23 protein-coding genes are annotated in these 23,257 nt (G+C 70.4%); 7 read left to right on the top strand and 16 right to left on the bottom strand.

Translation table 11 applies throughout. From position 1 onward, the window contains the following. Positions 1-36: 36 nt before the first annotated feature. The 6 genes from ACIBX3_RS08250 to ACIBX3_RS08225 form a co-directional block, all read right to left on the bottom strand. Positions 37-1,788 (bottom strand): RNA polymerase sigma factor, encoded by a 1,752-nt coding sequence (locus ACIBX3_RS08250; protein ID WP_397114447.1) that lies wholly within the window; start codon positions 1,786-1,788, stop codon positions 37-39. Positions 1,789-1,811: 23 nt separating this feature from the next. Then, complete coding sequence (locus tag ACIBX3_RS08245) at positions 1,812-2,981, bottom strand: FAD-dependent oxidoreductase (protein ID WP_397114445.1); 1,170 nt, start codon at positions 2,979-2,981, stop codon at positions 1,812-1,814. Further along, a complete protein-coding gene (locus tag ACIBX3_RS08240) occupies positions 2,978-3,742 on the bottom strand; it encodes a hypothetical protein (protein WP_397114443.1) in 765 nt (254 codons plus the stop codon). The genes ACIBX3_RS08245 and ACIBX3_RS08240 overlap by 4 nt, the downstream gene beginning before the upstream one ends. Positions 3,743-3,778: 36 nt before the next feature. Then, entirely contained in the window at positions 3,779-3,982 is a 204-nt protein-coding gene (locus ACIBX3_RS08235) for a hypothetical protein (protein WP_397114441.1), read from the bottom strand. Positions 3,983-3,994: 12 nt separating this feature from the next. Then, positions 3,995-4,450: a hypothetical protein gene (locus ACIBX3_RS08230; protein ID WP_397114439.1), complete on the bottom strand. Its 456-nt coding sequence runs from the start codon at positions 4,448-4,450 to the stop codon at positions 3,995-3,997. 125 nt (positions 4,451-4,575) lie between these two features. Beyond that, the gene (locus ACIBX3_RS08225) at positions 4,576-5,313 is read right to left on the bottom strand and encodes a hypothetical protein (RefSeq protein WP_397114437.1); all 738 of its coding nucleotides are present in this window, start codon (positions 5,311-5,313) and stop codon (positions 4,576-4,578) included. A 220-nt stretch (positions 5,314-5,533) separates the two neighbouring features. Here ACIBX3_RS08225 and ACIBX3_RS08220 point away from each other — a divergent pair, with 220 nt between their 5' ends. After that, positions 5,534-6,799: a Scr1 family TA system antitoxin-like transcriptional regulator gene (locus ACIBX3_RS08220; RefSeq protein WP_397114435.1), complete on the top strand. Its 1,266-nt coding sequence runs from the start codon at positions 5,534-5,536 to the stop codon at positions 6,797-6,799. Between the two features lie 184 nt (positions 6,800-6,983). Further along, positions 6,984-7,817, top strand: coding sequence for an SAM-dependent methyltransferase (locus ACIBX3_RS08215; protein WP_397114433.1), 834 nt, complete (start codon positions 6,984-6,986; stop codon positions 7,815-7,817). Between the two features lie 135 nt (positions 7,818-7,952). Here the strand turns inward: ACIBX3_RS08215 and ACIBX3_RS08210 are convergent, their stop codons facing one another. Beyond that, the gene (locus ACIBX3_RS08210) at positions 7,953-8,771 is read right to left on the bottom strand and encodes a DUF4253 domain-containing protein (protein ID WP_397114431.1); all 819 of its coding nucleotides are present in this window, start codon (positions 8,769-8,771) and stop codon (positions 7,953-7,955) included. Between the two features lie 108 nt (positions 8,772-8,879). On the opposite strand from ACIBX3_RS08210, the gene ACIBX3_RS08205 reads away from it, so the two are divergent. Continuing rightward, complete coding sequence (locus ACIBX3_RS08205) at positions 8,880-9,458, top strand: HAD family hydrolase (protein WP_397114429.1); 579 nt, start codon at positions 8,880-8,882, stop codon at positions 9,456-9,458. Here the strand turns inward: ACIBX3_RS08205 and ACIBX3_RS08200 are convergent. Further along, entirely contained in the window at positions 9,455-10,099 is a 645-nt protein-coding gene (locus tag ACIBX3_RS08200; protein WP_397114427.1) for a TenA family protein, read from the bottom strand. The two genes, ACIBX3_RS08205 and ACIBX3_RS08200, sit on opposite strands and share 4 nt — an antisense overlap. Positions 10,100-10,226: 127 nt before the next feature. Further along, positions 10,227-11,381 carry a TIGR03118 family protein gene (locus tag ACIBX3_RS08195; RefSeq protein ID WP_397114425.1) on the bottom strand — a complete coding sequence of 385 codons (1,155 nt, stop codon included), beginning with the start codon at positions 11,379-11,381 and terminating at the stop codon, positions 10,227-10,229. A 279-nt stretch (positions 11,382-11,660) separates the two neighbouring features. Between ACIBX3_RS08195 and ppgK the strand changes: the two genes are divergently transcribed. Together ppgK and hrpA are read left to right on the top strand one after the other, a co-directional pair. Beyond that, the gene (gene ppgK / locus ACIBX3_RS08190; protein WP_397114423.1) at positions 11,661-12,377 is read left to right on the top strand and encodes a polyphosphate--glucose phosphotransferase; all 717 of its coding nucleotides are present in this window, start codon (positions 11,661-11,663) and stop codon (positions 12,375-12,377) included. A gap of 167 nt (positions 12,378-12,544) precedes the next feature. Next, positions 12,545-16,414, top strand: a complete 3,870-nt coding sequence (gene hrpA, locus ACIBX3_RS08185; protein ID WP_397114421.1) for an ATP-dependent RNA helicase HrpA — start codon at positions 12,545-12,547, stop codon at positions 16,412-16,414. Here hrpA and ACIBX3_RS08180 read toward each other — a convergent pair. Then, a complete protein-coding gene (locus ACIBX3_RS08180; protein ID WP_397115013.1) occupies positions 16,404-16,952 on the bottom strand; it encodes a Uma2 family endonuclease in 549 nt (182 codons plus the stop codon). The genes hrpA and ACIBX3_RS08180 overlap by 11 nt on opposite strands. 302 nt (positions 16,953-17,254) lie before the next feature. On the opposite strand from ACIBX3_RS08180, the gene ACIBX3_RS08175 reads away from it, so the two are divergent. Continuing rightward, positions 17,255-17,908 (top strand): HAD family hydrolase, encoded by a 654-nt coding sequence (locus ACIBX3_RS08175; protein ID WP_397114419.1) that lies wholly within the window; start codon positions 17,255-17,257, stop codon positions 17,906-17,908. Here the strand turns inward: ACIBX3_RS08175 and ACIBX3_RS08170 are convergent. The 5 genes from ACIBX3_RS08170 to ACIBX3_RS08150 all read right to left on the bottom strand — a co-directional run bounded on the left by ACIBX3_RS08170 (position 17,901) and on the right by ACIBX3_RS08150 (position 21,480). Next, positions 17,901-18,224 (bottom strand): DUF5709 domain-containing protein, encoded by a 324-nt coding sequence (locus ACIBX3_RS08170; RefSeq protein WP_397114417.1) that lies wholly within the window; start codon positions 18,222-18,224, stop codon positions 17,901-17,903. The two genes, ACIBX3_RS08175 and ACIBX3_RS08170, sit on opposite strands and share 8 nt — an antisense overlap. A gap of 33 nt (positions 18,225-18,257) precedes the next feature. Then, positions 18,258-18,800 carry a hemerythrin domain-containing protein gene (locus tag ACIBX3_RS08165; RefSeq protein ID WP_397114415.1) on the bottom strand — a complete coding sequence of 181 codons (543 nt, stop codon included), beginning with the start codon at positions 18,798-18,800 and terminating at the stop codon, positions 18,258-18,260. A gap of 29 nt (positions 18,801-18,829) precedes the next feature. Beyond that, positions 18,830-19,141, bottom strand: coding sequence for a MerR family transcriptional regulator (locus ACIBX3_RS08160; RefSeq protein WP_397114413.1), 312 nt, complete (start codon positions 19,139-19,141; stop codon positions 18,830-18,832). Positions 19,142-19,200: 59 nt separating this feature from the next. Next, positions 19,201-19,632 carry an Hsp20/alpha crystallin family protein gene (locus ACIBX3_RS08155; RefSeq protein WP_397114411.1) on the bottom strand — a complete coding sequence of 144 codons (432 nt, stop codon included), beginning with the start codon at positions 19,630-19,632 and terminating at the stop codon, positions 19,201-19,203. Positions 19,633-19,737: 105 nt separating this feature from the next. Further along, a complete protein-coding gene (locus tag ACIBX3_RS08150; RefSeq protein ID WP_397114409.1) occupies positions 19,738-21,480 on the bottom strand; it encodes an ABC transporter ATP-binding protein in 1,743 nt (580 codons plus the stop codon). Between the two features lie 69 nt (positions 21,481-21,549). On the opposite strand from ACIBX3_RS08150, the gene ACIBX3_RS08145 reads away from it, so the two are divergent. Further along, complete coding sequence (locus ACIBX3_RS08145; protein ID WP_397114407.1) at positions 21,550-21,975, top strand: MarR family winged helix-turn-helix transcriptional regulator; 426 nt, start codon at positions 21,550-21,552, stop codon at positions 21,973-21,975. Here ACIBX3_RS08145 and ACIBX3_RS08140 read toward each other — a convergent pair. Beyond that, positions 21,968-23,041 carry an amidohydrolase family protein gene (locus ACIBX3_RS08140; protein ID WP_397114405.1) on the bottom strand — a complete coding sequence of 358 codons (1,074 nt, stop codon included), beginning with the start codon at positions 23,039-23,041 and terminating at the stop codon, positions 21,968-21,970. The two genes, ACIBX3_RS08145 and ACIBX3_RS08140, sit on opposite strands and share 8 nt — an antisense overlap. Between the last annotated feature and the right edge of the window lie 216 nt (positions 23,042-23,257).

Here is a 23,257-nt window from a genome sequence, read left to right as displayed (position 1 = left end):
CCCGGGCTTTCCGAAGGTCCGAAGGGAGTCCGGGGCCTACCGGCAGTTGCTCCAGCGGACGCCGTCGGCGTCCAGAATCAGCCTGCCCCTGTCCCTGGCGACGGTCCAGGCCACCTTCAGTGTGAGGACCCCCTTCGCGGCGGTCGTGCCGCCGGTGCGGGCGCCGTCGCCGGTGGCCGTGCCGGCCCAGCGGACGACGATCTGACCGCGCCGCACGGTCGCCCGCGTGCCGCAGCCGGGCCGTGACACGGGCTCCCGCACCCGGAATCTCGTCCCCGACACGGCGATGCCGTCCGTGCCGGCGGCCGAGGTGATCTCGCAGCGTCCCGTGCACGACAGCGCGAACGACCCGGTGCGCCCCGAGCCCAGCCACACCGACGCCGGCGACAGCCGCGCCACCGGCGGCGGGGGCTTGGGCAGGTCCGCCTTCCTGGGCACGCTGGTCAGCCCGGACCGGGCGGCCGTCGTGACCTCGGCCACCCACCGGGAGGGCTCCTCCAGCAGCACGTTCGTCTGCGCGGCGGCCTTGGTGATCGTGGCCGGGTGCTCGCGGGCGTTGAGCATCGCCCACACCAGCCCGGCCGCCAGCAGGCCCACGCCCAGGATCAGCCCGAGCCTGGCCACCGTCCTGATCGGCGCCCCGGCCTCGGGATCGTCGTCGTCCGCCGCGGCGGCGCGATCGCGCCAGTACTCCTGCCACTGCGCGCCCTGCAACTCGGCCAGCTCGCTGCTGAGGTTGATCCCGCCGTACCGGATGATCGCGCCAGGGGGTTTGGCGGTTCCGTTGCTCTCGCCCTTGATCGCGGCGCTGTAGACGAGCTTGTCGCCGTGGACGCCGCCGCGGAAGGCCCGCGTGCGACTCGGCGGCGTGAACGGGTGCCGTCCGCGCACGGCCGGGGCGGCAGGGGGATGCTCCTGGTCGGCGGCGGCCGCGCCCGCCGCCGACCAGGGCTTTCCCGGCGTCGCCGTCGTGGGGTCGGCGACGGGGACGGGCGGCGTGGCGTCGGCGGCGGCCGGGGGGACTCCCGCGGATCCGGTCTCCACCAGCGTGCGGGCCTGCACAGGAAAGCCGTCCGCTCGCCAGAGAGGCCCTTCGCCGGGCAACGGCTGCGCCAGCGCCAGCCGGTTGGGAAGTGTGCCGGGCATCGTCGTGATCGGCAGGCGGCGCAGCAACGCCGCCGCCGACATCGCCCTGGGCGCGGCCCGGCAGGTCGCGCAGGACTGGATGTGACGGCCGATCCTGGCCCTGGCCCGCCGGCCGGGGGCCGCGACCCACTCCGCGATCCGTGCCGTCAGGTCGGAGCAGCCGTCCGCACCGACGCGCGCGGCCATGATGGCGGCGAACCACTCCTCCAGGCCGGCGGCGGCCTGGGTCACGATGGCCCGCACCTCGGCCGCGTCCAGCTCGAAGATCGCGGCGAGCTCGGCGTCGGCCAGGCCGTGCCGCACCGACAGGTCGAGCAGCTCCCGCTGCGGGCGGTCGAGGGACAGCAGGGCCTCGGGCAGCAGCTCCGACATGCGCCCGGGGCGCGACCAGGAGCCGATGCTGGCGGGCTTGGCCACGATCGCGCGGTGCGCTCGGGCCAGCGCGTACAGCCAGGGCCGGCGCAGGGCCGGATCCGGCGCGCGGTCGGCGTACAGGTGCGCCGTCAGCAGCGCGCCGGCGACCGCCTGCTCGGCGTCGCCCGCGGCGAGCTCGGTGCGGCAGTAGTCGTACAGGCGTGCCCCGTGCTTGTCGCACAGGTCGCGAATGGCCTGCCGCGCGTCGTCGGACAGGGTTCGCCACATCCGGCGTCACCTCCTCGAAGAGCTCACGTCTTTCCCGGCACGGTGGTGTCCAGCAGGGAGGCCTGGGCCAGGTACGCCCGGGTCGCGTCGGGGTCGCCGGCGATCGCCCGCAGCCCCGCCATGGCCGCGGCCAGCCTGGCGCTGTCGCGCTCGCGCACGCCGGCCAGCCGCGTCTCGCCGCGCGGGATCACCCGCTGCATCAGCACCGAGCGCCGCCGCCAGGCCCAGGCCTCCAGCGCCGCCGGGGGCGCGAAGCCGCCGATCACGGCCGCGATCACCTGGGCGGCCTCGGCCGCGTCGTGGATGCCCGCGTTCATGTTGAGCCCGCCGACCGTGGAGGTGAGGTGCGCGGCGTCGCCGACGAACATCACCCGCCCGCACCGGTACGAGGTCAGCACGCCCCTCGAGAGCGCGAACCGGTCCGCGCCCGTCACGTGGATCGGCTCGCTCGCGCCCGGCAGCGCCCTGCGGATCAGCAGCGACAGGTTCCCCGGGGACAGCGGCTCGTGCGAGTCGACCGGGATCTTGAAGATGATCCGCCAGTGGTCGGGCAGCCCGAGCAGGGTGCACGACTGCTGCACGTCCCGTACGTACGTCAGCGGCGCCAGGCTCGGCAGCAGCCGGTCCAGTGGCGAGTCGCTGAACACCCGCAGCGCCTGCGTCGGATAGCCGGACCTGGGGAACGGCAGCCCCAGCGAGCCGCGTACGGTGCTGTGCGCGCCGTCGGCGGCGATCATGTACCGGGCCCGCGTCCAGGTGTGGCCGACGCGGACCCGGATCCCTGTGCCGCCTTCGGCCACGCCGTCCACGCGGGTACCGAACCGCACGTCGACGTCCGGGTAGACGCTGAGCGCCGCGAGCAGCAGCGGGGTGAGCGCGCCCTGGTCGGCGTGGATCCTGAACGGATGCCTGGTCAGGCCGTCCAGCCGGTTCATCCCCATCTCGGCCAGCACGATCCCCGACCGGTCCCGCCACTGCACTCTGTCCACCACGCGGCCCTTGGCGACGAGCTGGGCGGCCACGCCGAGTTCGTCGAGCAGGTCGAGCGTGGCCGGATGGAAGGTGCAGGCGCGCGGCAGCCGGGGCAGCTCGCTCTCGCGCTCCAGGACGGTGACCGGGATTCCCGCCCTGGCCAGCGAGAGCGCCGCGGTCAGTCCCGCGGGGCCCGCTCCGACCACGATGACGCCGTTCATGCCCTGCCTCCCGTGTGCGCCACCCTCGGAGCCGCCATGGGGCGGTGATGGGGCACGCGGCTGAGCGTCACGTGCTGCCCGATGGCCCGCGACAGGGCCCACCAGGCCGTGCAGAGGTTGGAGGTGAGCAGCAGGCGGTCGTTGCCGGTGCTGAGCGGCGCCAGCACGGGCAGCGTGGGGATGCCGGTGCCGGTGAGCAGCAGCACCGCGTCCTCCGGCGGCTCGGCCAGCTCGACCTGGGCGATCAGCTCGGCCGGGGTGACGGCGTACGACGAGTAGCCGTCCTTGGCCCGTACCTGCACCACCTGGGTCACGGTCAGGCCGGTGGTCTTCCAGAAGCGCTCGGCCAGCTCCGTCAGCCACGGCTGGTACGGCGACACGAGCACGATGTCGGTCACCCCGACGTGCTCCATCGCCTCACGCGTGGCCAGCGTGGCCGAGGCGAACGGCACGCCCGTCGCGGCGCTCAGCCGGTCGCACTGGTCGCGGTCCTCGTCGGGGCCTAGCAGGTAGCGGGGCTCGCTGCAGGCCATGACCATCGCGTCCAGCGGCAGGCCGTCGAACGCGTACAGCATGACGGGCAGGTCGTCGTTGTAGCTCTCCAGCCGTTCTGCCAGGGATGTTCCGGGCCGTGCGGGGAAGCGGGCGACGTGCATGTCGGCCCGCGACCCGAGCAGACGGGTCAGCTCTGGCTCCGCCGACGGGTTCGCGGGCGCCACGATCACGCCCACCCTGCCGCGGCTCACCGAACCGGTGCGCATGGGTCTCCTCCTGCGAGGGGGAAGAAGGGCCGGGGCTCAGGAGGCGCGGTGCCGCAGCGCCTGGTCGATCTCGTTGACGGCCTGTACGGACACCTGCCGGATGCGGCGCAGCCGATGCACGGTACGCGCGGATCTGCCGTCGTCCCGGTCCTCGCCCCAGGACGGCGGCGGCGCGTCCGGCCGTATGCCGCGCGCGTGCACTTCGTGTGGTTGCGACCTGCGCATCTCGTCGGCGAGCATGTTCGCTCCTGTCTATCGCGGGTTGACGACTCGGGAGTCGCTTGCGTAGGAGCGGGCCTCGGCCGTGCTCCGTACGTGGTCGAGAGGTGTGCGCGGCGCGGCGAGGAGCCGGCGGAGCATCGCCGGCTCCTCTGCCACCGCGCGTTGAGATCGATATCCGGTCTCACGGCCCGACGCCCCGGCGACCCGCACCAGCGCCGTGGCGGCGAGCAATACGGCGGCCATCAGGACGGCCACCAGCACGGAGGCGTGCCCGGGCACCGGCAGGAACAGCCGGTCGATCAGCACCGTGGCGCCCGTCACGCCGATCGCCCCACCCAGCACCACCCCCGTGCCGGTGGCTCCGAAGGCGTCCGCCGGTTCCGGCGAACGCGAAGAAAACCAGCCCCAGGCGCTACCCCTTGAGACGGCCAGCACGCCAGCCGCTACCGCGCTGGCCGACAGCACCGCGCCGACTAGGTCGGGCACGTGCCGCACGGTGCCGTGGGGGTGGGGAAGCGCCGGGGCCGGCGTCAAGAGCGCCGCCGTCGGTCCCGCACAGGGGACGGGCGGCGCGGCCGGTCGGGCCCGGTGTTCGCGAACGAGGGCCGGCGTCATCGCGCCGTCCCCGCGCTCATGGCCAGGTTGGGCACGCTGACGCAGACCATCCGCTCCGTCAGCCCGGCCTCCTGTCCTGAAGCGTGCTCGCCACGCACGCGCGGCCGGGCCGGCACCGCACCACCGGCGACCGTGCGCGCGACCTTCGAGGCGAGCACCAGGTGCTCGCCGCAGCGACGACTCACCTTGGCCTCCAGCCCGGCCACCTGGGCGAGCCGGAGCCTCAGCGGCTCCAGTGACGACCTGCGTTCGAGGCCGTCGAGGTCGGCCAGCCGCGCGGGCCAGCGCAACGCGTCGCTGCAGCGGTCCTCCACCTCGGCTGGAAGATCCTCCACCGGGAATCCCCGGTGGCACAGCCGAGTGGCGATCATGACGGCCATGAAGGCCGTCTTGTCGAAGTCGGCCAGCCGCCCCAAGAGGGCCGCCCTCAGCATCCTGACGCGGTGGGTCAGGCAGACCGAGCTCCACCCGAGCAACAGCAGCCGGTCGGGGCCCGTCTCCGTGTGCCAGCCGGCCAGCCGCAGCTCGCGGGCCATCCGGTGGTGGAAACGCCAACGGTGACGAGGGCTGTCCAGCCAGACCTGGACGCCGCCGAGGGGCAGGCTCGCGACGTGGACGTCCGGCCCGGCCACGGGCCCGGCCACCCGCGCGCAGATGCGCTGGACGACCTGCTCCTGCCCGGGAGAGACCGGATCGTCGCCGAACCAGGAACCGCCCGCTGAATCCATGGTCACGTCCGGCCACCTCCTCGCGGGAAACTCTCCAGAACCCCGTAGCTGTTAAGCCACAGTTACCACGTGGTCTGATACTCCGCTCTTGGTGGGGACTATGTCAACTCACAGTTTCCGCATATGTTGATAGCTGTCCGCGGGGCAGAGGTTGCCCGCATGGCAGGGGACAGTGGGGCCCGCGTCCCTTACGCTGGAAAAGTTCACGGGCGGTAGGAGGTGTGCCGTGGCGAACTTCGCCGAGCGGCTCGATCTCGCGCTGACCAAGCGCGGTTTCACCGGCGCGCAGGTGGCCTCCGCCCTGACGGAGGCCGGCATACCGATCACCCGTGCCTACGTCAGCCAGCTGCGCACGGGCAAGCAGACCAACCCGACGCTCCAGGTGCTCCGCGCCCTGGCCTCCTGCTTGCAGGTGAGCGTCGGCTGGCTGGTCGGCGACGACTACCTGGAGTCGGGCTCCGCCGAGGACCTGCAGCTGCGGGCGGCCACCATCGGCCTGTCCGCCTCAGGACTGTCGGAAAACTCCCTGACCGTGCTGCGCGGCGTGGTCGAGCTCGCCCGCAAGGCCGAGGGCCTGCCCGACGAGCCCGAGCAAAGCGAGAGGACACCGCACATCCCCGACGCCGCCGCGCCGCTGAGCGGGCCGCAGCGCCGGGCGCTCGGCCGGCGGCTGCACGGCCTGCGCCTGGCCGCGCAGCTGTCCGAGGAGCAGGTCGAGACCGCGATCGGCAGGGGCGCGGCCGCGATCCCCGCCATCGAGGAGGGCCGCATCGCCCCGGCGCCGATCACCGTCGAGCGCCTGCTCACCCTCTACGGCGTCGCCTCGCCGCCGATCCGCGAATACGTGCTGTCCCTGGCCAGGGGGGAGCGCGAGGCCGCCTGGTACGACGCGCAGTCCATCCCCGTCTGGCTGGCCACCACCTACGCGCTGGAGCAGCGGGCCACGCTGATCCGCACCTTCCATACCCAGTTCGTCCCGCCGCTGCTGCAGACCGAGGAGTACGCCAGGGCCGCGATCACCGTGGCCGGCCCCGTCACCCTCGGGCAGGCGACGGTCGAGGAGGCGCTGGCCCTCGTGCTGGCCAGGCAGGAGGCCCTGAGCCGGGACAGCGGGATCGTGGTGTGGGCGGTGATCGACGAGAGCGTGCTGACCCGCTCGATCGTCGGGCGGCACGTCCAGCTGCGCCAGCTCGAGATGCTGATGGATCAGGCCAAGCGGCCCAACGTCTCGCTGCACGTGGTGCCGATGGACGACCCCGCCTACGTGCCGCGCACCGGCCCCTTCACGCTCTGGCGCTTCGCCGAGGCCTTCGAGCCCGACATCGCCTGCGCGCACGGCATCGAGCAGGACGAGCTGATCACCGACACCGCCGCGGTGGAGGCGTACCACCAGGCGTTCACCAAGCTGTCGGTGACGACCACCACCCGCGAGGAGACCGTCGAGATGCTGAATTGCCATCTCGAAAGGCTCTCGCGTTCGCTGGGAAAGTGATCTCTTTCCCGCATAAATGATCGTTTATGCATGGGTGTGGGTTACGCAGATATACCCAAAACTAATGGCTTTTCGTGTTGTGTTCTCGCGAGTGGCGAGGATCATATGGTCTGGGTCATCGAGTGGGGTCCGAAAGGATCATCTTTTCCCGAGATAGTGGGCGAGGGGAAAGGGGCAACACTCAATGCGTCAGCGTGCCATCCGAAACCTGGCGAAGCTGGAGATGACCCAAGCAAGTGTCACCCGGATTCTCGACGCCGCGGCGGGTGGAAAGAACAATTTCGTAGCGGACAGGGACGCGGTGCGCCGCTACGACCAGGCCGCGCCCATCGCCACGACGGCCGCACGGGCCGTGCTCCAATATTTATGCCGTGTGGTTCGTCACCTGGCGACCGAGGGCGTGGATCAGTTCGTGATCGTCGGCAGTGGCGTCCCCAGCGGCCTGCCCGCGGGCAGGCAGTTGCACGACGTTGCGCGTGATGCCCTGGGAGCCTCGGCCCCCCGGGTGGTCTACGTGGAGAGCGACCCCATGGTGCTGGCCGGGGCGCGGGCGACCATCGAGCCCGTCACCGACCTCGTCCGCGTTGTAGAGGGCGACGTGCGCGAGATCGATGACATTCTCGATGACAGGGTCGTCCAGACGTTCCTGGACTGGGACCGGCCCATGGCCGTTCTGCTGCTGTCGACGCACAGCATGAACGATGACGAGTATGTCCATTACGTGATCAAGCGGATCAGGCAGGCAGTGCCGGAAGGCAGTTATCTGTCGTTGCTGCAGACCACGTTCGACGCCATTCCTCCGGAGCTGCTGCCGGCCATTCACGACCTGCTGGCGATGACGCTGCCCGGACACGCGATTCGCACCCGGGAGGAGGTTGAGGCGTTGCTCGAGGGTCTGGTGCTGGTCGATCCGGGATTGGTGTGGGTCCCGGAATGGCGGCCGAACGGCCACGACACCGCCTGCCGTGAAGAACCGGGTTCATCCGGCAATTACGGCGCCGTGGCCTGCATCCCGTGAATCAGATCAGGTCGCGACCGAGGGTCCGGCCGGCTCCGTGGCCGGACCCTCGGCCGGCTCGACGCCGAACGCGATCACCGCCGGCACGAGGGGAATCGCCCCCCGCGGCGCCGTGGTGGCGAAGAAGGGCTTGGATCAGTCCCACCAGAACGACCACGCGTGTCCGCCGATGATCTGCTCGGCGTACCCCTGGAGATCCCCGGGACCCTGGACGACATTGTCCGGGCAGAACGCCCAGTGCTCGGCCGCCACGTGCAGGGCGTGCTCAGGATCGACCGGCGGCGCGGCCACGCTCAGGTCCAGCGTGTTGAAGCCGACGCTCACCACCCGCGCCCCGAACCGGTCCTCCCAGCTGCGCACCACGGCCGCCATCGGCACCATCCAGTCGTTGTGGTGCAGCGCGCCCTGCCAGCCCATGGCCGCGAGCGCGTCCGCGCCCCTCGCGGCGACGACCAGGCCGAGCGGCATGCCCTTGGCGGCCAGCTGGCCGGCGTACCAGTCGGCGACCGCCTCCGGGTCGGCCTTCAGCACGCCCGGCGGCGCCGGACCCGGGCAGATCGCGCCGTACGGCTCCAGCTCGTCCAGCGCGTCCGGTGGCATCTGCGCCACCCACTCCTGCCACACCTCGGTCATGAATCCCTCGACGGTGAAATGGTCGATCTGGCGGGGATCGTCCGGGACGACCTGCCCGACCGCCCAGGGCTGCGCCGACTCGTCCAGCAGCAGCGGCCACAGCCCGCTGTGCGGGTGCCACTCGCGCAGCCGCGCCCAATCCTCGGCGGTCACGGGACCGTCGCTCATCCAGAACGCCGGCCTGGCCGCCTCTCCCTGCCGGGTGTAGCCGGGATCAGGCCAGACCACGCCACCGGGGGGCAGGGTTCCGGGCAGCATCCGCCCCCTGCCGCCGTCGGGGAACAGCTGGCACAGCTCACGTGGCAGCCGGTGATCGTTCATGCCCTACCGTTCCGATACCGAATCCTGTCTCGGAGATGGTAGTGCCGCTGGTCGCCCCGGCACCTTCAGCGGTACGCGAAATGCCGGGTGCTGCCACAATGAGGGACTGTGATCTCTTATGCCGCGGTTCTGTCCGACCTCGACGGCGTCCTGCGCCACTTCGACCACGCCGCCCAGGCCGACATCGAGGCCCGCTACGGCCTGCCGCTGATGAAGACGGCCTTCGACCCGGAGCTGATCACGCCTCCCACGCTCGGACTGGCCACCGAGGCGCAGTGGGCGGAGTCGATCGTCGTCGCGCTCGGCGGGGACGAGCGGGCGCGCCAGGCCGTCGCCGAGTTCATCGAGGTGCGGTTCTGGGTGGACGAGGAGGTCAAGGCGCTGCTGGCCAGGGCGCAGGAGCACGTCCCGGTGATCCTCGTGACCAACGCCATGGACACGGTGGAGCAGCACCTGGACCGGCTGGGGCTCACGTACTTCGCCGACGACCTGGTCAGCAGCGCCAGGGTGGGCGTGGCCAAGCCCGACCGGCGGATCTACGAGATCGCCGCCGAGCGTGCCGGGGTCCCGCCGGAGCGCTGCCTGTTCGTCGACGACCGGCTCCCGAACGTGGAGGCCGCCAGGGCCCTCGGCATGACCGGCGTCCACTACCGCACGATCGAGGACCTGGCGGCCGTGCTCGCCTAACCAGTCGCCATGTCGAAGAACGCCCGCTCCAGCTCGACGGCCCTGCGGAACACGCCCAGCACCTCGTGCCGCCGCGCCTCGTCCAGCCCCACGCCCAGCCGGTCCAGCTCGCCGCGCAGGAACGCGACCCAGCCGCGGAAATCCGCGCCCTCGTGCAGCTCGATCCACTCCCGGTGCACGAAGCTCTCCGGAAGCGGCTCCTGGGCCCGTGACGCCCAGCCGAGGTAACACCACTCGGCCACGCACAGCACCGCGGCGATCAGCAGGTAGTCCTGCCGGGCCCGCACCTCGTCCATGAGCTGCCGGAACGCGACGGTCACCGGCTCCAGCGGCACGTCCGTCCGCCCGCCCAGCTCCGCCAGGGCCCGGTGGAAATAGGTCTTCTCCTCGGTGGTCGCCACCTGTCCGAGGAACTTCCCGTACGGCACCCGCGCCTCGAACGTGTCGGCGCTCGCCACGGCCGCCCCGAGCAGTGCCGTGAAGGAGTCCACGAACTGGAAGTCCTGCTCCAGGTAGCGCCTCATATCGTCGCCGGCCGTCGTACCCGTCGTGATCGCCATGGCGAACGGGTGCGTCACGACCGCCGTCCACTCCGGCTCGCACTGTTCGCGGAGCCACTCGCTGAAGGATCGCTCAGTCACGCAGTGATTTGTTTCCGGCGCGGCTCGCGCCAACCGCGCCGGAAACGTCGGGGACCGCCGCCCCCTGCCTGCTGTCGGCGAGCTGCGCTCCTCGCCAGACCGGGGGCGGCGGCGCGAGAGCGCCTGACTAATACCCGCCGTACGGATTCTGGGAGGACGACGAGGTAGCAGGGGCGCTCGACTGGTGGCCGGACGGGTGGCTCCGTGTCGGCGTGGGGGACGGGGAGGAGCTCGGGGCGGTTCCCGTGGGCTTGATGCCCTGCGGGGCGATGATGCCGATCAGCCCGTGCTTGGTGCCGTCGATGCCGGCGGAGAACCACAGGGACTTCTCGCCGCCGACGGCCGCGGTGCCCAGCTCCAGGTCCCACAGGCCGGGCAGCACGATGGGCTTGCCGTTGCCGTCGCGCAGCGCGCCCAGGTGACGCCTGTTCTTGTACGCGTGCACGGTGCCGTCGCCGAAGTTGCCGACCAGCAGCGCGCCGCGGTACTGGCTCCAGCCCTCCGGCGCGGCCGTGATGCCCCAGGGGGCGTTGAGCCCGACCCTGGAGATGCGGCCGGTGAGGCGTCCGGCGGCGTTGAAGCGGCTCACGAAGCCCTTGCCGTTGCCGAAGACCGGCTTGCCGGTGGAGGGGTCGCGCAGCGCGTAGGAGACCCAGATGCTGCCGTTGGCGACCGCGACGTTGTACGCGTGGTAGTTGTCCGGCAGGTCAGGGTCCTGGAACTGCGAGCGGGACAGCCGGATGCGCCGGAAGTCCTCGTCGAAGGCATGGATGCGGCCGCTGGCGAAGTCGGCGGCCAGGAGGAAGGCCTCGTCGTCCTCGGTCTGGACGAGCTCCAGGCCCTTGTAGTCGGCACCGCGCGTGAACGCCGCTATGATCGCGTTCTTCGGGTCCACCTCGGCGTTCCAGCCGGTGATGGCGCCGCTGGGGCTGGAGAAGATGAACGTGGCCGGCTTGCCCTTCACGGTGAAGCCTTCGCCGGGGTTGTGCACCTGGCCGGTAGGGGCTCCACCGGGGATCCACACCTCAATCTGCTCCTTCTTGCCCGCGCCGGAGTAGACGGTGGCGGTGCCCGTGCCGGTGTTGGACACCCACAGAGTCTTGCCCATGGCCAGGCCCCACGGGTTGACGACCTTGGGGTCGGTGACCTGGGCTTTGCCCTGAACATCCGACACAAGGTTGTGTACGTCGAACTCAATCCTGGTGGTGGCGTGTGCGGGAGTGGTGAGAGTCGCTCCCAAGACGACCGCAACAGCGCAGAGTGTGATGATGCGTGGCCGCATCCGTTGCCTCCTAATTAGCGCTTGTGACGCGAGATACGCGGAGGGCGGGAGGCCGGTTCAGCCGGTGCCGGAAATATGGGTAGGTGTGTTTCTCCGACGCTGTCGCAAACGGGGGTGCGTTTCTTGGTGACGCGCCGGTTGGCGTAGGCTCCTGCGACCTGGGCAATGGCATGCAGGGCCGCCTGCGCGCCCGATCGCATACCGTTTCCCCACTGCTCGCGAAAGGAGGGTGGCGCTTCCACCGGCCCTGAACGACCAGGGCTCCGCGCCACAATTCAGATGAACGTCTTGGGCATCGACATCGGCGGCTCGGGAATCAAGGGCGCACCCGTGGACACCGAGGCTGGGCGACTGATCGAGGAGCGCCTGCGCGTCCCCACGCCTCAACCGTCCGGCCCCGGCGAGGTGGCTGAGGCGGTAGCCGAGATCGTCGAGCATTTCGGCTGGACCGGCCCGGTCGGGGTCACCTTCCCCGGTGTGGTCGTGAACGGCGTTGTGCGGTCGGCGGCCAACGTGGACCGATCCTGGATCGGCGAGGACGCGGCCGCGTTGTTCGGCGGCGCGAGCGTGCTCAACGACGCCGACGCGGCCGGGGTCGCCGAGATGACCTTCGGCTGCGGGCGTGAGGAGCGGGGGACCGTGCTCGTGCTGACGTTCGGGACGGGGATCGGCAGCGCGTTGTTCGCGGACGGGACGCTGGTGCCCAACACCGAGCTGGGGCACCTGGAGCTCCACGGCAAGGACGCCGAGCACCGGGCCTCGGCGCGCGCCCGCGAGGAGCACGAGCTGAGCTGGGACCAGTGGGCCGAGCGGGTGCAGGAGTACCTTGAGCACGTCGAGATGCTCTTCTCTCCGTCGCTGATCGTGATCGGCGGGGGAGCGAGCAAGAAGGCCGACAAGTTCCTGCCGCACATCACGATCCGTACGCCCGTGGTTCCCGCCGCCCTCCAGAACGAGGCCGGCATCATCGGCGCCGCCCTCGCCGCCCGTCCCTGACCCCGCCCGCTACCTGGGCCGCACGGCCTTCGCCACGTGGCCCCGGACTCCGCCAGGGCCACGCCCGCCCCGCCGCCGGCGCGTTATTGGGATGCGCGGGAGGCGGCGGTGGGGCACCATGGGCCGTTGGCTCCGGCGAAGCGGAGCTCAAATATCCTGAAAGCAGTATGGGAACGTCTTCGTTGTCCTCTCCACTCGCCGACCTCCAGTCCCGCCTGCCCGAGCTCATGCCGCGCGACCAGCGGCGGCTGCGGCGCAGGCTCGACGGCATGCGCCGGGTGCGGTCCCACGACACCCGGGACAAGATCGTCGCAGAGATCCTCGCCGATGTTGAGCGGGCCGAGCAGCGACTGGTACGGCGCCGCGAAGCCGTACCAGTAGTGAAATATCCGGAAAACCTACCGGTCTCGCAGCGCAAGGACGACATCCTCGCGGCCATCCGCGACCACCAGGTCGTGATCATCGCCGGCGAGACGGGCTCGGGCAAGACCACTCAGATCCCCAAGATCTGCCTGGAGCTGGGCCGCGGCGTACGCGGCCTGATCGGCCACACCCAGCCCCGTCGCATCGCCGCCCGCACGGTCGCCGAGCGCATCGCCGAGGAGCTCGGCACCGAGCTGGGCGAGGTGGTGGGCTACAAGGTCCGCTTCACCGACCAGGCGAGCGACCGCACCCTGGTCAAGCTGATGACCGACGGCATCCTGCTGGCCGAGTTGCAGAACGACCGGATGCTCGACCAGTACGACACGCTGATCATCGACGAGGCCCACGAGCGCAGCCTCAACATCGACTTCATCCTCGGCTATCTGAAACAGCTCCTCCCCAAACGCCCCGACCTCAAGGTCGTCATCACCAGCGCCACGATCGACCCCGAGCGGTTCTCCCGCCACTTCGGCGACGCGCCGATCGTCGAGGTCTCCGGCCGCACCTACCCCGTCGAGGTCCGCTACCGGCCGATGGAGGAGGACGACGACCAGACGCAGGGCATCGTCAACGCCTGCCGTGAGCTCGTCACCGAAGGCCCCGGCGACATCCTGGTCTTCCTGTCCGGCGAGCGGGAGATCCGCGACGCCGCCGACGCGCTGGCCAAGGCCGAGTTCCGCAACACCGAGATCCTCCCGCTCTACGCCCGGCTCAGCGCCGCCGAGCAGCACCGCGTCTTCCAGCGCCACACCGGCCGCCGCGTCGTCCTGGCCACCAACGTCGCCGAGACGTCGCTCACGGTCCCGGGCATCAAATACGTCGTCGACCCCGGCTTCGCCCGCATCTCCCGCTACAGCCACCGCACCAAGGTGCAGCGCCTGCCGATCGAGGCCATCTCGCAGGCCAGCGCCAACCAGCGCAAGGGCCGCTCGGGGCGCACCTCGGACGGCGTCTGCATCCGGCTGTACGAGGAGGAGGACTTCCTCAACCGGCCGGAGTTCACCGACCCGGAGATCCTGCGGACCAACCTCGCGTCCGTCATCCTGCAGATGACCTCCATCGGGCTCGGCGACATCGAGGCGTTCCCGTTCGTCGAGCCGCCGGACCGCCGCCAGGTCAAGGACGGCGTCAACCTGCTCCACGAGCTGGGCGCGTTCGACGCCCTCGGCAAGCTCACCCCCATCGGCCGCAAGCTGGCCAATCTCCCCGTGGACCCCCGGCTGGGACGCATGGTGCTGGAGGCCGAGAAGAACGGCTGCCTGCGCGAGGTCATGGTGATCGCCGCCGCCCTGTCCATCCAGGACCCGCGTGAGCGGCCCGCGGACAAGCAGCAGCAGGCCGACGAGAAGCACCGCCGCTTCGCCGACCCCGAGTCGGACTTCATGGCCTACCTCAACCTGTGGAACTACCTGCGCGACAAGCAGAAGGAGCTGTCCTCCAGCGCGTTCAGGAGGCTCTGCAAGGCCGAATTCCTCAACTACCTGCGCGTCCGCGAGTGGCAGGACATCTACAGCCAGCTCCGCCAGTCGCTCGGCGCCCAGCCCAACAGCGCGCCCGCCGACCCGCACCACGTGCACGCGTCCCTGCTCGTCGGTCTCCTGTCGCACATCGGCGTCAAGGACGTCGTGGAGAAGCGCGGCCAGGACGGCCGCCGCCCGATCCAGGAGTACGTCGGCGCCCGCAACGCCCGCTTCGCCATCTTCCCCGGCTCCACGCTGGCCAAGAAGCAGCCGCAGTGGGTCATGTCGGCCGAGCTGGTCGAGACCTCCCGCCTCTGGGCCCGCGTCAACGCCAAGATCGAGCCCGACTGGGTCGAGCCCCTCGCCCAGCACCTGATCAAGCGCACCTACTCCGAGCCCCACTGGGAGAAGAACCAGGGCGCGGTGATCGCCCTGGAGAAGGTCACGCTGTACGGCGTGCCGCTCGTGGTCGGCCGCAAGGTCAACTACGGCCGCATCGATCCCGACCTGTCGCGCGAGCTGTTCATCAGGCATGCCCTGGTCGAGGGCGACTGGGACACCCACCACCGCTTCCTCAAGGACAACCGCAGGCTCCTGGAGGAGGTCGAGGAGCTGGAGAACCGCGCCCGCCGCCGCGACATCCTGGTCGACGACGAGGCACTGTTCGACTTCTACGACCAGCGTGTCCCAGCCGACGTGGTCTCCGCCCGCCACTTCGACTCCTGGTGGAAGCAGGTCAGGCAGGAGCAGCCGGACCTGCTGACGTTCTCGCCGGAGATGCTGGTCAACGAGGGCGCGGACATCAGCTCCCGCGACTACCCGGACACGTGGAAGCAGCTCGGCCAGCGGATGAAGCTGACCTACCAGTTCGAGCCGGGCGCGGACGCCGACGGCGTGACCGTGCACGTGCCGCTCCAGGTGCTCAACCAGGTCAGCGCCGACGGCTTCGACTGGCAGATCCCGGGCCTGCGCGAGGAGCTGATCACCGCGCTGATCCGCTCGCTGCCGAAGAACCTGCGCCGTAACTTCGTGCCCGCCCCCAACTACGCCAAGCAGGTGCTGGCCGGGGTCGAGCAGGGCGGGGAGCCGCTGCTGGCGGCCGTGGAGCGCGAGCTGCTGCGGCTCACCGGCGTACGCGTGCCGCGTGACGCCTGGCAGTTCGACCAGGTGCCGGACCACCTGCGGATCACGTACCGGATCATCGACGAGCGCAAGCGCACGGTGGCCGAGGACAAGGACCTCGACGCGCTCAAGCGCCGCCTGGCCCCGCGCCTGCGCCAGACGCTGTCACAGGCCGGCGATGACCTGGAGCAGACGGGCCTGCACACGTGGAGCTTCGGCCGGTTGCCGAAGGTCTTCGAGCAGGGCCGGATGAAGGGCTATCCGGCTCTGGTGGACGCGGGCGACTCGGTCTCGATCAAGATTTTCGAGACGGAGGCCGAGCAGCGCCGCTCCCACTGGCCCGGCGTACGCCGCCTGCTGCTCCTCAACGTCACCAACCCCGCCAAGTCACTGCTCGGCGGCCTGTCCAACCAGGCCAAGCTGGCGTTGTCCCGCAGCCCGCACGGCGGGGCGGTGGCACTGTTCGACGACGTGGTCAACGCGGCCGTGGACAAGCTCATGCTCGACGCCGGCGGAGAGGCCTGGGAACCGGTCGCCTTCGACCGCCTCTACCAGCACGTACGGGCCAACCTGCACGACGCGGCGAGGGACGTGCTGGCGAAGGTGGAGCAGATCCTCGCGGTCTGGCACGAGGCGAACGTCCGCCTGGACGCCCTTCGCTCGAGCGCCGCCACGGACGACATCCGCGATCAACTGAGCAGACTGGTCTACAAGGGCTTCGTCACGGGCACCGGCTACCGCCGCCTATCGGACATCCTGCGCTACATCCGGGCCATCGACCGCCGCCTGACCAAGCTTCCCGAGGAGCCGTGGCGGGACCAGGAGTGGATGGACCGGGTGCACAAGGTCGAGGACGACTACCACGACGTGCTGGAGAAGCTGCATCCGGCGCGGCGCGGGGATCCCGACGTGGTGGAGATCCAGTGGATGATCGAGGAGCTGAGAGTGAGCTTCTTCGCCCAGACGCTGGGGACACCGACGCCTGTTTCGGAGAAGCGGATCGCGAAGGCGATGGAGAGGCTCACACCATGAAGATGGAGGTGTCGAGCTCGAAGTCGACGGGGTCGGGCAGATAGAGCGGCTTTCCCAGGGGCACGGTGAAGATCGTGTCGTATATGTCCTTTTTGATGTCGCTGTGCACGGTGGCCGACGGCTCTTTCGCCAGAGGGTCGATCAGCAAGTAGACGGGCACCTGCCCCAAGGCGTAGAGGCGCACCTTGTCCTCACGATCAATGCGGACGCTGCTGGGCGAGACCACCTCGGCGACCATGATCACTCCGGACGACAGCAACTCTCCCGCTCCCCAGCGATGGCAGTCGGGAGGCGTCAGGACGTAGTCCGGCACAAACGAGTCTCGGGGGCCTTGGATGCAAACGTTGAGGCCGCCGGGCGCTCCCCTCCATCCTCGTTCGATGCTCAACGGAAGTAGAGCGTTGTGCAGGTCCACGGCCATCCAGGTGTGCTCCGGATTGCCCATAGGGCTCACGATCAGTTTCCCTTCGATGACCTCAACCCGGAAACCGGGGAGGGGGGGTAGGGCATCGAACAGCTCTCTTACGGTTCGTGGCATGCGCGTGCTGGGCTTCTCCGGCTTGGCCGTCGGAGGTTCGATCGCCGTGGCTACCATCGAATCTGTCCCTTCGTGTTCGAACGGGCACGCTAAGTATTCCATCTCCTGCGGGCCCGCGCCACGGACTTACGCGGGCACGGCCACCACATCCCGCTCGTAGCGGCGATGCCCCGCCACCGTCTCCGCGAACGGTCCTTCGCGTCGCGCTCGGGTGGCATGGAAAAATCCCCTTGTAGCCTTTTGTGGGGCTTTCGCCTAGTGCCCGGGTGAATGGGCTGCAACAGGGTCGAGCAGGGGGATTGATGATCAAGGCTGTGGTGTTCGACGTCGGGGAGACGCTGATCGACGAGACGCGCATCTGGTCGCGCTGGGCTGAACGGCTGGGCGTGAGCGACTTCGTGCTGATGGGCGCGCTCGGCGGCATGGCCGCCCTGGACCGCCCGCACGCGGAGGCGTTCGAGCTCGTCCGGCCCGGATTCGACCTGGACGCGGAGGAGGCCGCCTGGGAGCGCGACGACCCCGGCGGCCTGCGTAATCACTTCGATGCCGACGACCTCTACCCGGACGTCCGCGAGGCGCTGGGCGCGCTGCGCGCGGCCGGATTCCAGGTGATCATCGCGGGCAACCAGCCGAGGCGCGCCTACGACGCGCTGGTGGCGATGGACCTGCCGGCCGACTCCGTGCACACCTCCGACGGGTGGGGCGTGTCCAAGCCCCAGCGGGAGTTCTTCGCCAAGGTGGCCGCGGTCGCGGGGCGGGAGCCCGGCGAGATCCTTTACGTGGGCGACCGGCTCGACAACGACGTGCTGCCGGCGGGCCGGGCGGGCATGCGTACGGCGCTGCTGCGCCGCGGCCCGTGGGGCTACCTGCACGCCGCGCGGCCGGAGGCGGCGGCCGCCGACACGATCGTCGACGACCTGCACGCCGTTCTGCCCGCCGCGCGGCGGCTCACCTGAGGTCCTCGCCGGGATCGATGCGGACCGCCCGCTCCTCGGCCGAGAGGTCGTCGGAGTCGCCGCCCCAGTCGGAGCCGATCTCCTCGTCCTCGACGTCCGGCTCCAGCCCTTCGTCGGGCTGGGTCAGCCGGTGCCTGGGCCGGGGCTCGTGCAGCCGTTCGCGGGCCTCCCGCCGCAGCCGCTCGTCGAGCGTGTCCCTGCGCCGCGGGTCGTTCTCGACGACCTCATGGTGCAGTCCGAGGTCTTCGGTCCACTCTCTGACCTCGATGTCCTGCTCATCGCTCAAGCCGTACCGGTCCGGAGGTTTTTCGGTCATACGCGTCCCCTACCCAGGGAGCGGCCCGGAATCCTATGACTTGGCGTGCCTCAGGGCCTCGGCCAACTCCTCCTTGCCCATGTGGGACCGGCCGGGGATGTCGGCCTTCTGCGCCTTCTCGTACAGCTCGGCCTTCGACGGGGCGGCCTGCTTGGGGACGCTGAGCGCCTTCAGCTCCTGCGCCCTGCGCTCCTGGAACGCCTTGCCGAGCTCCTTGAGACCCTTGTCGCCGGCCGACTTGGCCAGGGCGGGAAGGATCTTGCTCTCCTCCTCTTCGACGTGGTGCTTGACGGACCGCTCGAGCTCCTCCAGCGTCTTGCGGAACTCCGGAGTCCCCGGCCTGGCGCGGACGAGCGAGTCGAGCAGGACCTCGGCCTGCTTGTGTTCCTCGACGCTGTGGTGCGCGTCGATGCCGGGATAGACCCGGTCCTCCTCGGCGCGCGCGTGCGCGATCAGGAGGGCGTGCAGCTCGGCCACGGTGGCCTTCGGGTCGCCCTCCTGCTTCTTGAGCCGCTCGAAGAGGGACTCGACGGTCCTGTGGTCATTTGTGATCAAGGTGATGACGTCGGTTGCCATGGGACCGCCGCTACCCGATGATGCGCGGGTCATTCCAGCTCACGGAGCCTCGCCCGGGCCTGCTTCAGCTGCTCGCGGACCTCGGCGAGCTCCTGCTCCAACTCGAGGATGCGGCGGATCGCGATGAGCGTCATGCCCTCGTCCGCCATCCGCGTGACATGCTGGACGATCATGATGTCACGCCGGGAGTAGCGCCGCTGGCCGCCGCTCGACCTGCTCGGGCTGATGACGTCGTGCTGGTCCAGCCTTCTCAGGTAAGCCTGCTGGACCTGGAGCATCTCCGCCACCTGCCCGAGGGAGTAGAGAGGGGCGTGCTCGTCGTCGAAGGGCAGATCGGCCATCATGAGCTCCCCATGGTAACGGGGGCGGGACAGGAGCCCCGCCCCCGTCACCGCGCCGGTCAGGCCCTGATGGCCTTGCTCTCGCCTCGCGAGATCTCCACCTTCCGCGGCTTGGCACGCTCCAGCACCGGGATGCGGACGGTCAGCACGCCGTTGGCGTAGCCCGCGTCGATCTTGTCGCTGTCGAGGTGCTCGGAGAGGTAGACGCGCCGGGTGAAGGAGCCCATAGGGCGCTCCCGTACGAACAGCCGCTCGTTCTCCGCGATCTCCTCTTCGCGACGTGCGGTGACACTGAGGACGCCGCGGTCGACCGTCACCTCGATGGAGTCGGGGTCGATGCCGGGCAGGTCGAAGCGCAGCAGCACGTCGTCGTCGCGGCGCAGCCCGTCCATGGGCATGACGGTCCCTTCGGCGCCGAGCGCCTGACGGGTCAGGCGGTCGAACTGGCGCTCGAACTCCTGGAAGAACGGATCGATCGAGGTCAAAAGCATGTCGGAACCCCCTTGCTGATGGCTGGCTTGTAGCTAACCTCCAACTTCAATTACAGATTAGCTCTCGAACCGCATGCAGGCAAGTGTGGTGAAGGGTGTCTGCCCTCACGGCCGGGCCGGCTCCAGCTCCGGCCGGTCCCTGCTGACGAGCGCCGCGTAATGGCCGCCGCGCGCCATCAGCTCGTCGTGGGTGCCGCGCTCGACGATGCTCCCGTGGTCGAGCACGACGATCTGGTCCGCGTCGCGGACGGTGGAGAGGCGGTGTGCGATGGTGATCGTGGTGCGCCCCCGCGCCAGCGCGTCGAGCGCCTCCTGCACGGCCCGCTCGGTCTGCGTGTCCAGCGCGCTGGTGGCCTCGTCGAGGATCAGCACCGGCGGGTCGCGCAGCAGTGTGCGGGCGATGGCCAGGCGCTGCTTCTCGCCCCCGGAGAACCGGTAGCCGCGCTCGCCCACCAGCGTGTCGTAGCCGTCCGGCAGCGCGGCGATGTGGTCGTGGATGCGCGCCGCCCGCGCCGCCGCCTCCAGCTCCTCGTCCGTGGCCTCCGGCTTGGCGAAGCGCAGGTTGTCCGCGATCGAGGCGTGGAACAGGTACGTCTCCTGCGAGACCACCCCGACCGCCGCGCTCAGCGTCTCGAACGTCAGCTCCCGCACGTCCGTCCCGTCGATCGTCACCCGCCCGCCCGTGACGTCGTAGAGCCGGGGCGGCAGGTAGCTCAGCGTGGTCTTGCCCGAGCCCGTCTCGCCCACGACGGCCAGGCTGGTCCCCGCCGGGACGGTGATGTCCACGCCGGTGAGCGTGGGTGTCTCGCCGTACGAGAAGTGGACGTCCTCGAAGCGGACCTCGCCGCGTACGGAGCCGAGCGTGCGCGGGCCCGGATGGATGTCCACCGGCAGGTCCAGATACTCGAAGATGCGCCCGAACAGCGCCAGCGAGGTCTGGGCGTCCACGCCGAGCCGCAGCAACTGCACCGCCGGCCGGAACAGGCTCGTCTGCAACGTCGTGAACGCCACCAGCGTGCCGACCGAGATGGCGCCGGTGTAGCCGACGGCCCAGTAGATCATCGCGGGCATCGCGGCCATGATGATCTGGATCGACGACTGCCGCCACCGCCCGGCCATGCTCATCCGTACGCCGAGGTCGGCCAGCTCGTCGGAGTCCCGGCCGAAGCGCTCGATCAGCGTGGCGGAGCGGCCCATCGTACGGCCCAGCAGGATGCCGCTGACCGACAGCGATTCCTGCACCGTCGAGGCGATGTTCGCCAGCTTGCGCTGCCGTTCGGAGGTGATGCGCTTGCGCTCCGTGCCCACCTTGCGGCTGATCCACACGAACACCGGCAGCAGCAGGAGCGAGATCACGGTCAGCCGCCAGTCGAGCGCGACCATGGCCACGATCGTGGCGACCACGGTGGTGAGGCTGGAGATGAAGGAGGAGGCGGTCGAGGTGACGACCTGCTGCATGCCGCCGATGTCGTTGGCGATGCGCGACTGCACCTCGCCGGTCCTGGTGCGGGTGAAGAAGGCCAGCGACATGCGCTGCAGATGCGCGTACACGGCGATGCGCAGGTCGTGCATGACCCGCTGGCCGACCGTGGTGGACATCAGCGTCTGCAGCACGTCGAACACACTGGTCGTGACCGCCACCGCGATCATGCCCAGGGCCAGCAACGCGAGCAGTCCGGCGTCCCTGGACGGGATCGCCACGTCCAGCACCTCGCGCAGCAGGAACGGAGAGGCGAGCGACACCAGTGACGAGAGCAGGATGAACGAGCCCACCACGGCCATCCGGCCGCTGTAGGGGCGAAACAGCTTGATGATGCGCCGCAACGGCGCCCGTGGTTCCTCCGCCAAGTGGTGCTCCTTTCAGATGTCCACTCAAACAGAGGTTAACTCATATTTGTTCCGGCTAAACTTAGCGACATGGAGGAGAGGGAGCTCGCCGAGCTCGTGCACCTGGTCGGCAAGCGGCTGCGGCAGGGGTACGTGCGGCGGCTGGTCCCGCTGGGGCTCAGCCCCAGCCAGGCACGGGCGCTACGGGTGCTCGCCGACGCGGGCCCGGAGCGGCCGCTGCGGATGGTGCGGCTGGCCGAGGAGCTGCGCATCGTGCCGCGCTCCCTCACGCCCGTCGTGGACGCGCTGGAGGAGGCGGGACTCGTGCGCAGGCAGACCGATCCAGGCAACCGCCGCTCCACGCTGGTCGTGATCACGCCGGAGGGGCGCGCCGCCGCCGACCGGGCGCGCGACGCACGCAGGGAGGCGGGCGAGGACCTGTTCGCGGGGTTGTCGGAGGAGCAGCGTGAGCAGTTGAGAGAGCTGCTGAGCGTGGTGGACGCCCAGTTCAGATAGGGGAGGCGTGCGTGATCACACCGCCGACCACCGTGCCGACGCAGGGCGCCTCGCTCAGGAGGGCCGCGTACGGGTAGCGGCCGCGGGCGTCGAAGACGGCGAAGTCCGCGCGGGCTCCGGGGCCCAGTGATCCGATCCGGCCCGCTCCGCGATCCATGCCCAGCGCCCTGGCGCCGCCCAGGGTGGCCGCTTCGACGAGCCGGCGATCCAGCCCACGGGGCCGCAGCCCGAGCGCGCGCGCGTGCCGCCTGATGGCCGCCGCCAGCGCGATCGGACCGGAAGCGGGCGCCGGGCCTTCCGCCGCGCCCAGCGGACCGGAGCCGCCTCGCGGGCCGGAACCACCCCGGGAGCCGGAGGCGTTCAACGGGCCGGGAAGGCGGTCCGGCGGACTCGGAGCGGCGCTGCCGAGGGCGACGGTGTTGCCCTCGTCCAGCAGGGACAGCATGTCGGCGACGGGCGGGGACTCCGAGGGGCACAGGGCGATCGCGGTCTTGCGCAGCCGGAGCAGCTTGCGGTCGCCCGGATCCAGCGTCCGGGCGCAGGCGACGTGGCACAGCGGCCCCAGCACTCCGGCCTCGTCCAGTTCGACGGGCGAGTGCCGGTCCAGATCGGCGAGCAGCCGCAGCCCGAACGTCCTGGCCAGCACGGCCACGTCCTCCAGCACCTGCGGATTCCGGGTGCGGGCCGCGATCCCGACCGCGTACGGCCGGTCGACCTCACGGATCGCCGTGATCATCGCGTCCCGCTCGCGCTCCTCCCACTCCTCCTCGGAAGCGCTGGTCACCTGGATGTACGAGATGCCGGGCAGCCCCGGGAGATCGGCCAGATCGCTCACCACACCGGCCCGGGCGGTCACCCCCGGCCCGGGAGGGGATCCGGCCGAGCAGGCGTCGACGGGCCCCGCCACGATCATCCCCGGCCACCGGCGCTCCTCCGTGACCGGAAAGCACGACAGCAGCTCGTCCCGCACACCCACCTGCAGGACCCGGTCGCCTCTGATCACCACGGCCCCGTCGCGGACGGGATCGTCGCAGACGGGCAGCACGAGCGGCGCGGAGTGGAGCACGACGGGCGCGGGCGCGCGCCTTCCCGGAAACGGCCGCGCAGGCCGTCCGGCAGTCGGTCCAGCTCGCGTCGCAAATGGCATCAGCTCTCCCCGTCCGATTACCCTTCAGGGCATTAAACGTGAGGTAAGCCAGGGAAGCAATCAGGGCGAACGAGGCAAATCCCGCCCCACCGTCCCCGCGTGCGGCTCGTCCGGCGCGCGAGCGGCGGCCCCGGG

Origin of the sequence: Nonomuraea sp. NPDC049480, assembly GCF_044465905.1 — a bacterium.
In the GTDB taxonomy this organism is placed as follows: Bacteria; Actinomycetota; Actinomycetes; order Streptosporangiales; family Streptosporangiaceae; genus Nonomuraea.
The sequence above is the reverse complement of the archived record's forward strand: the minus strand, read 5'-3'. Positions and strand labels throughout refer to the sequence as shown.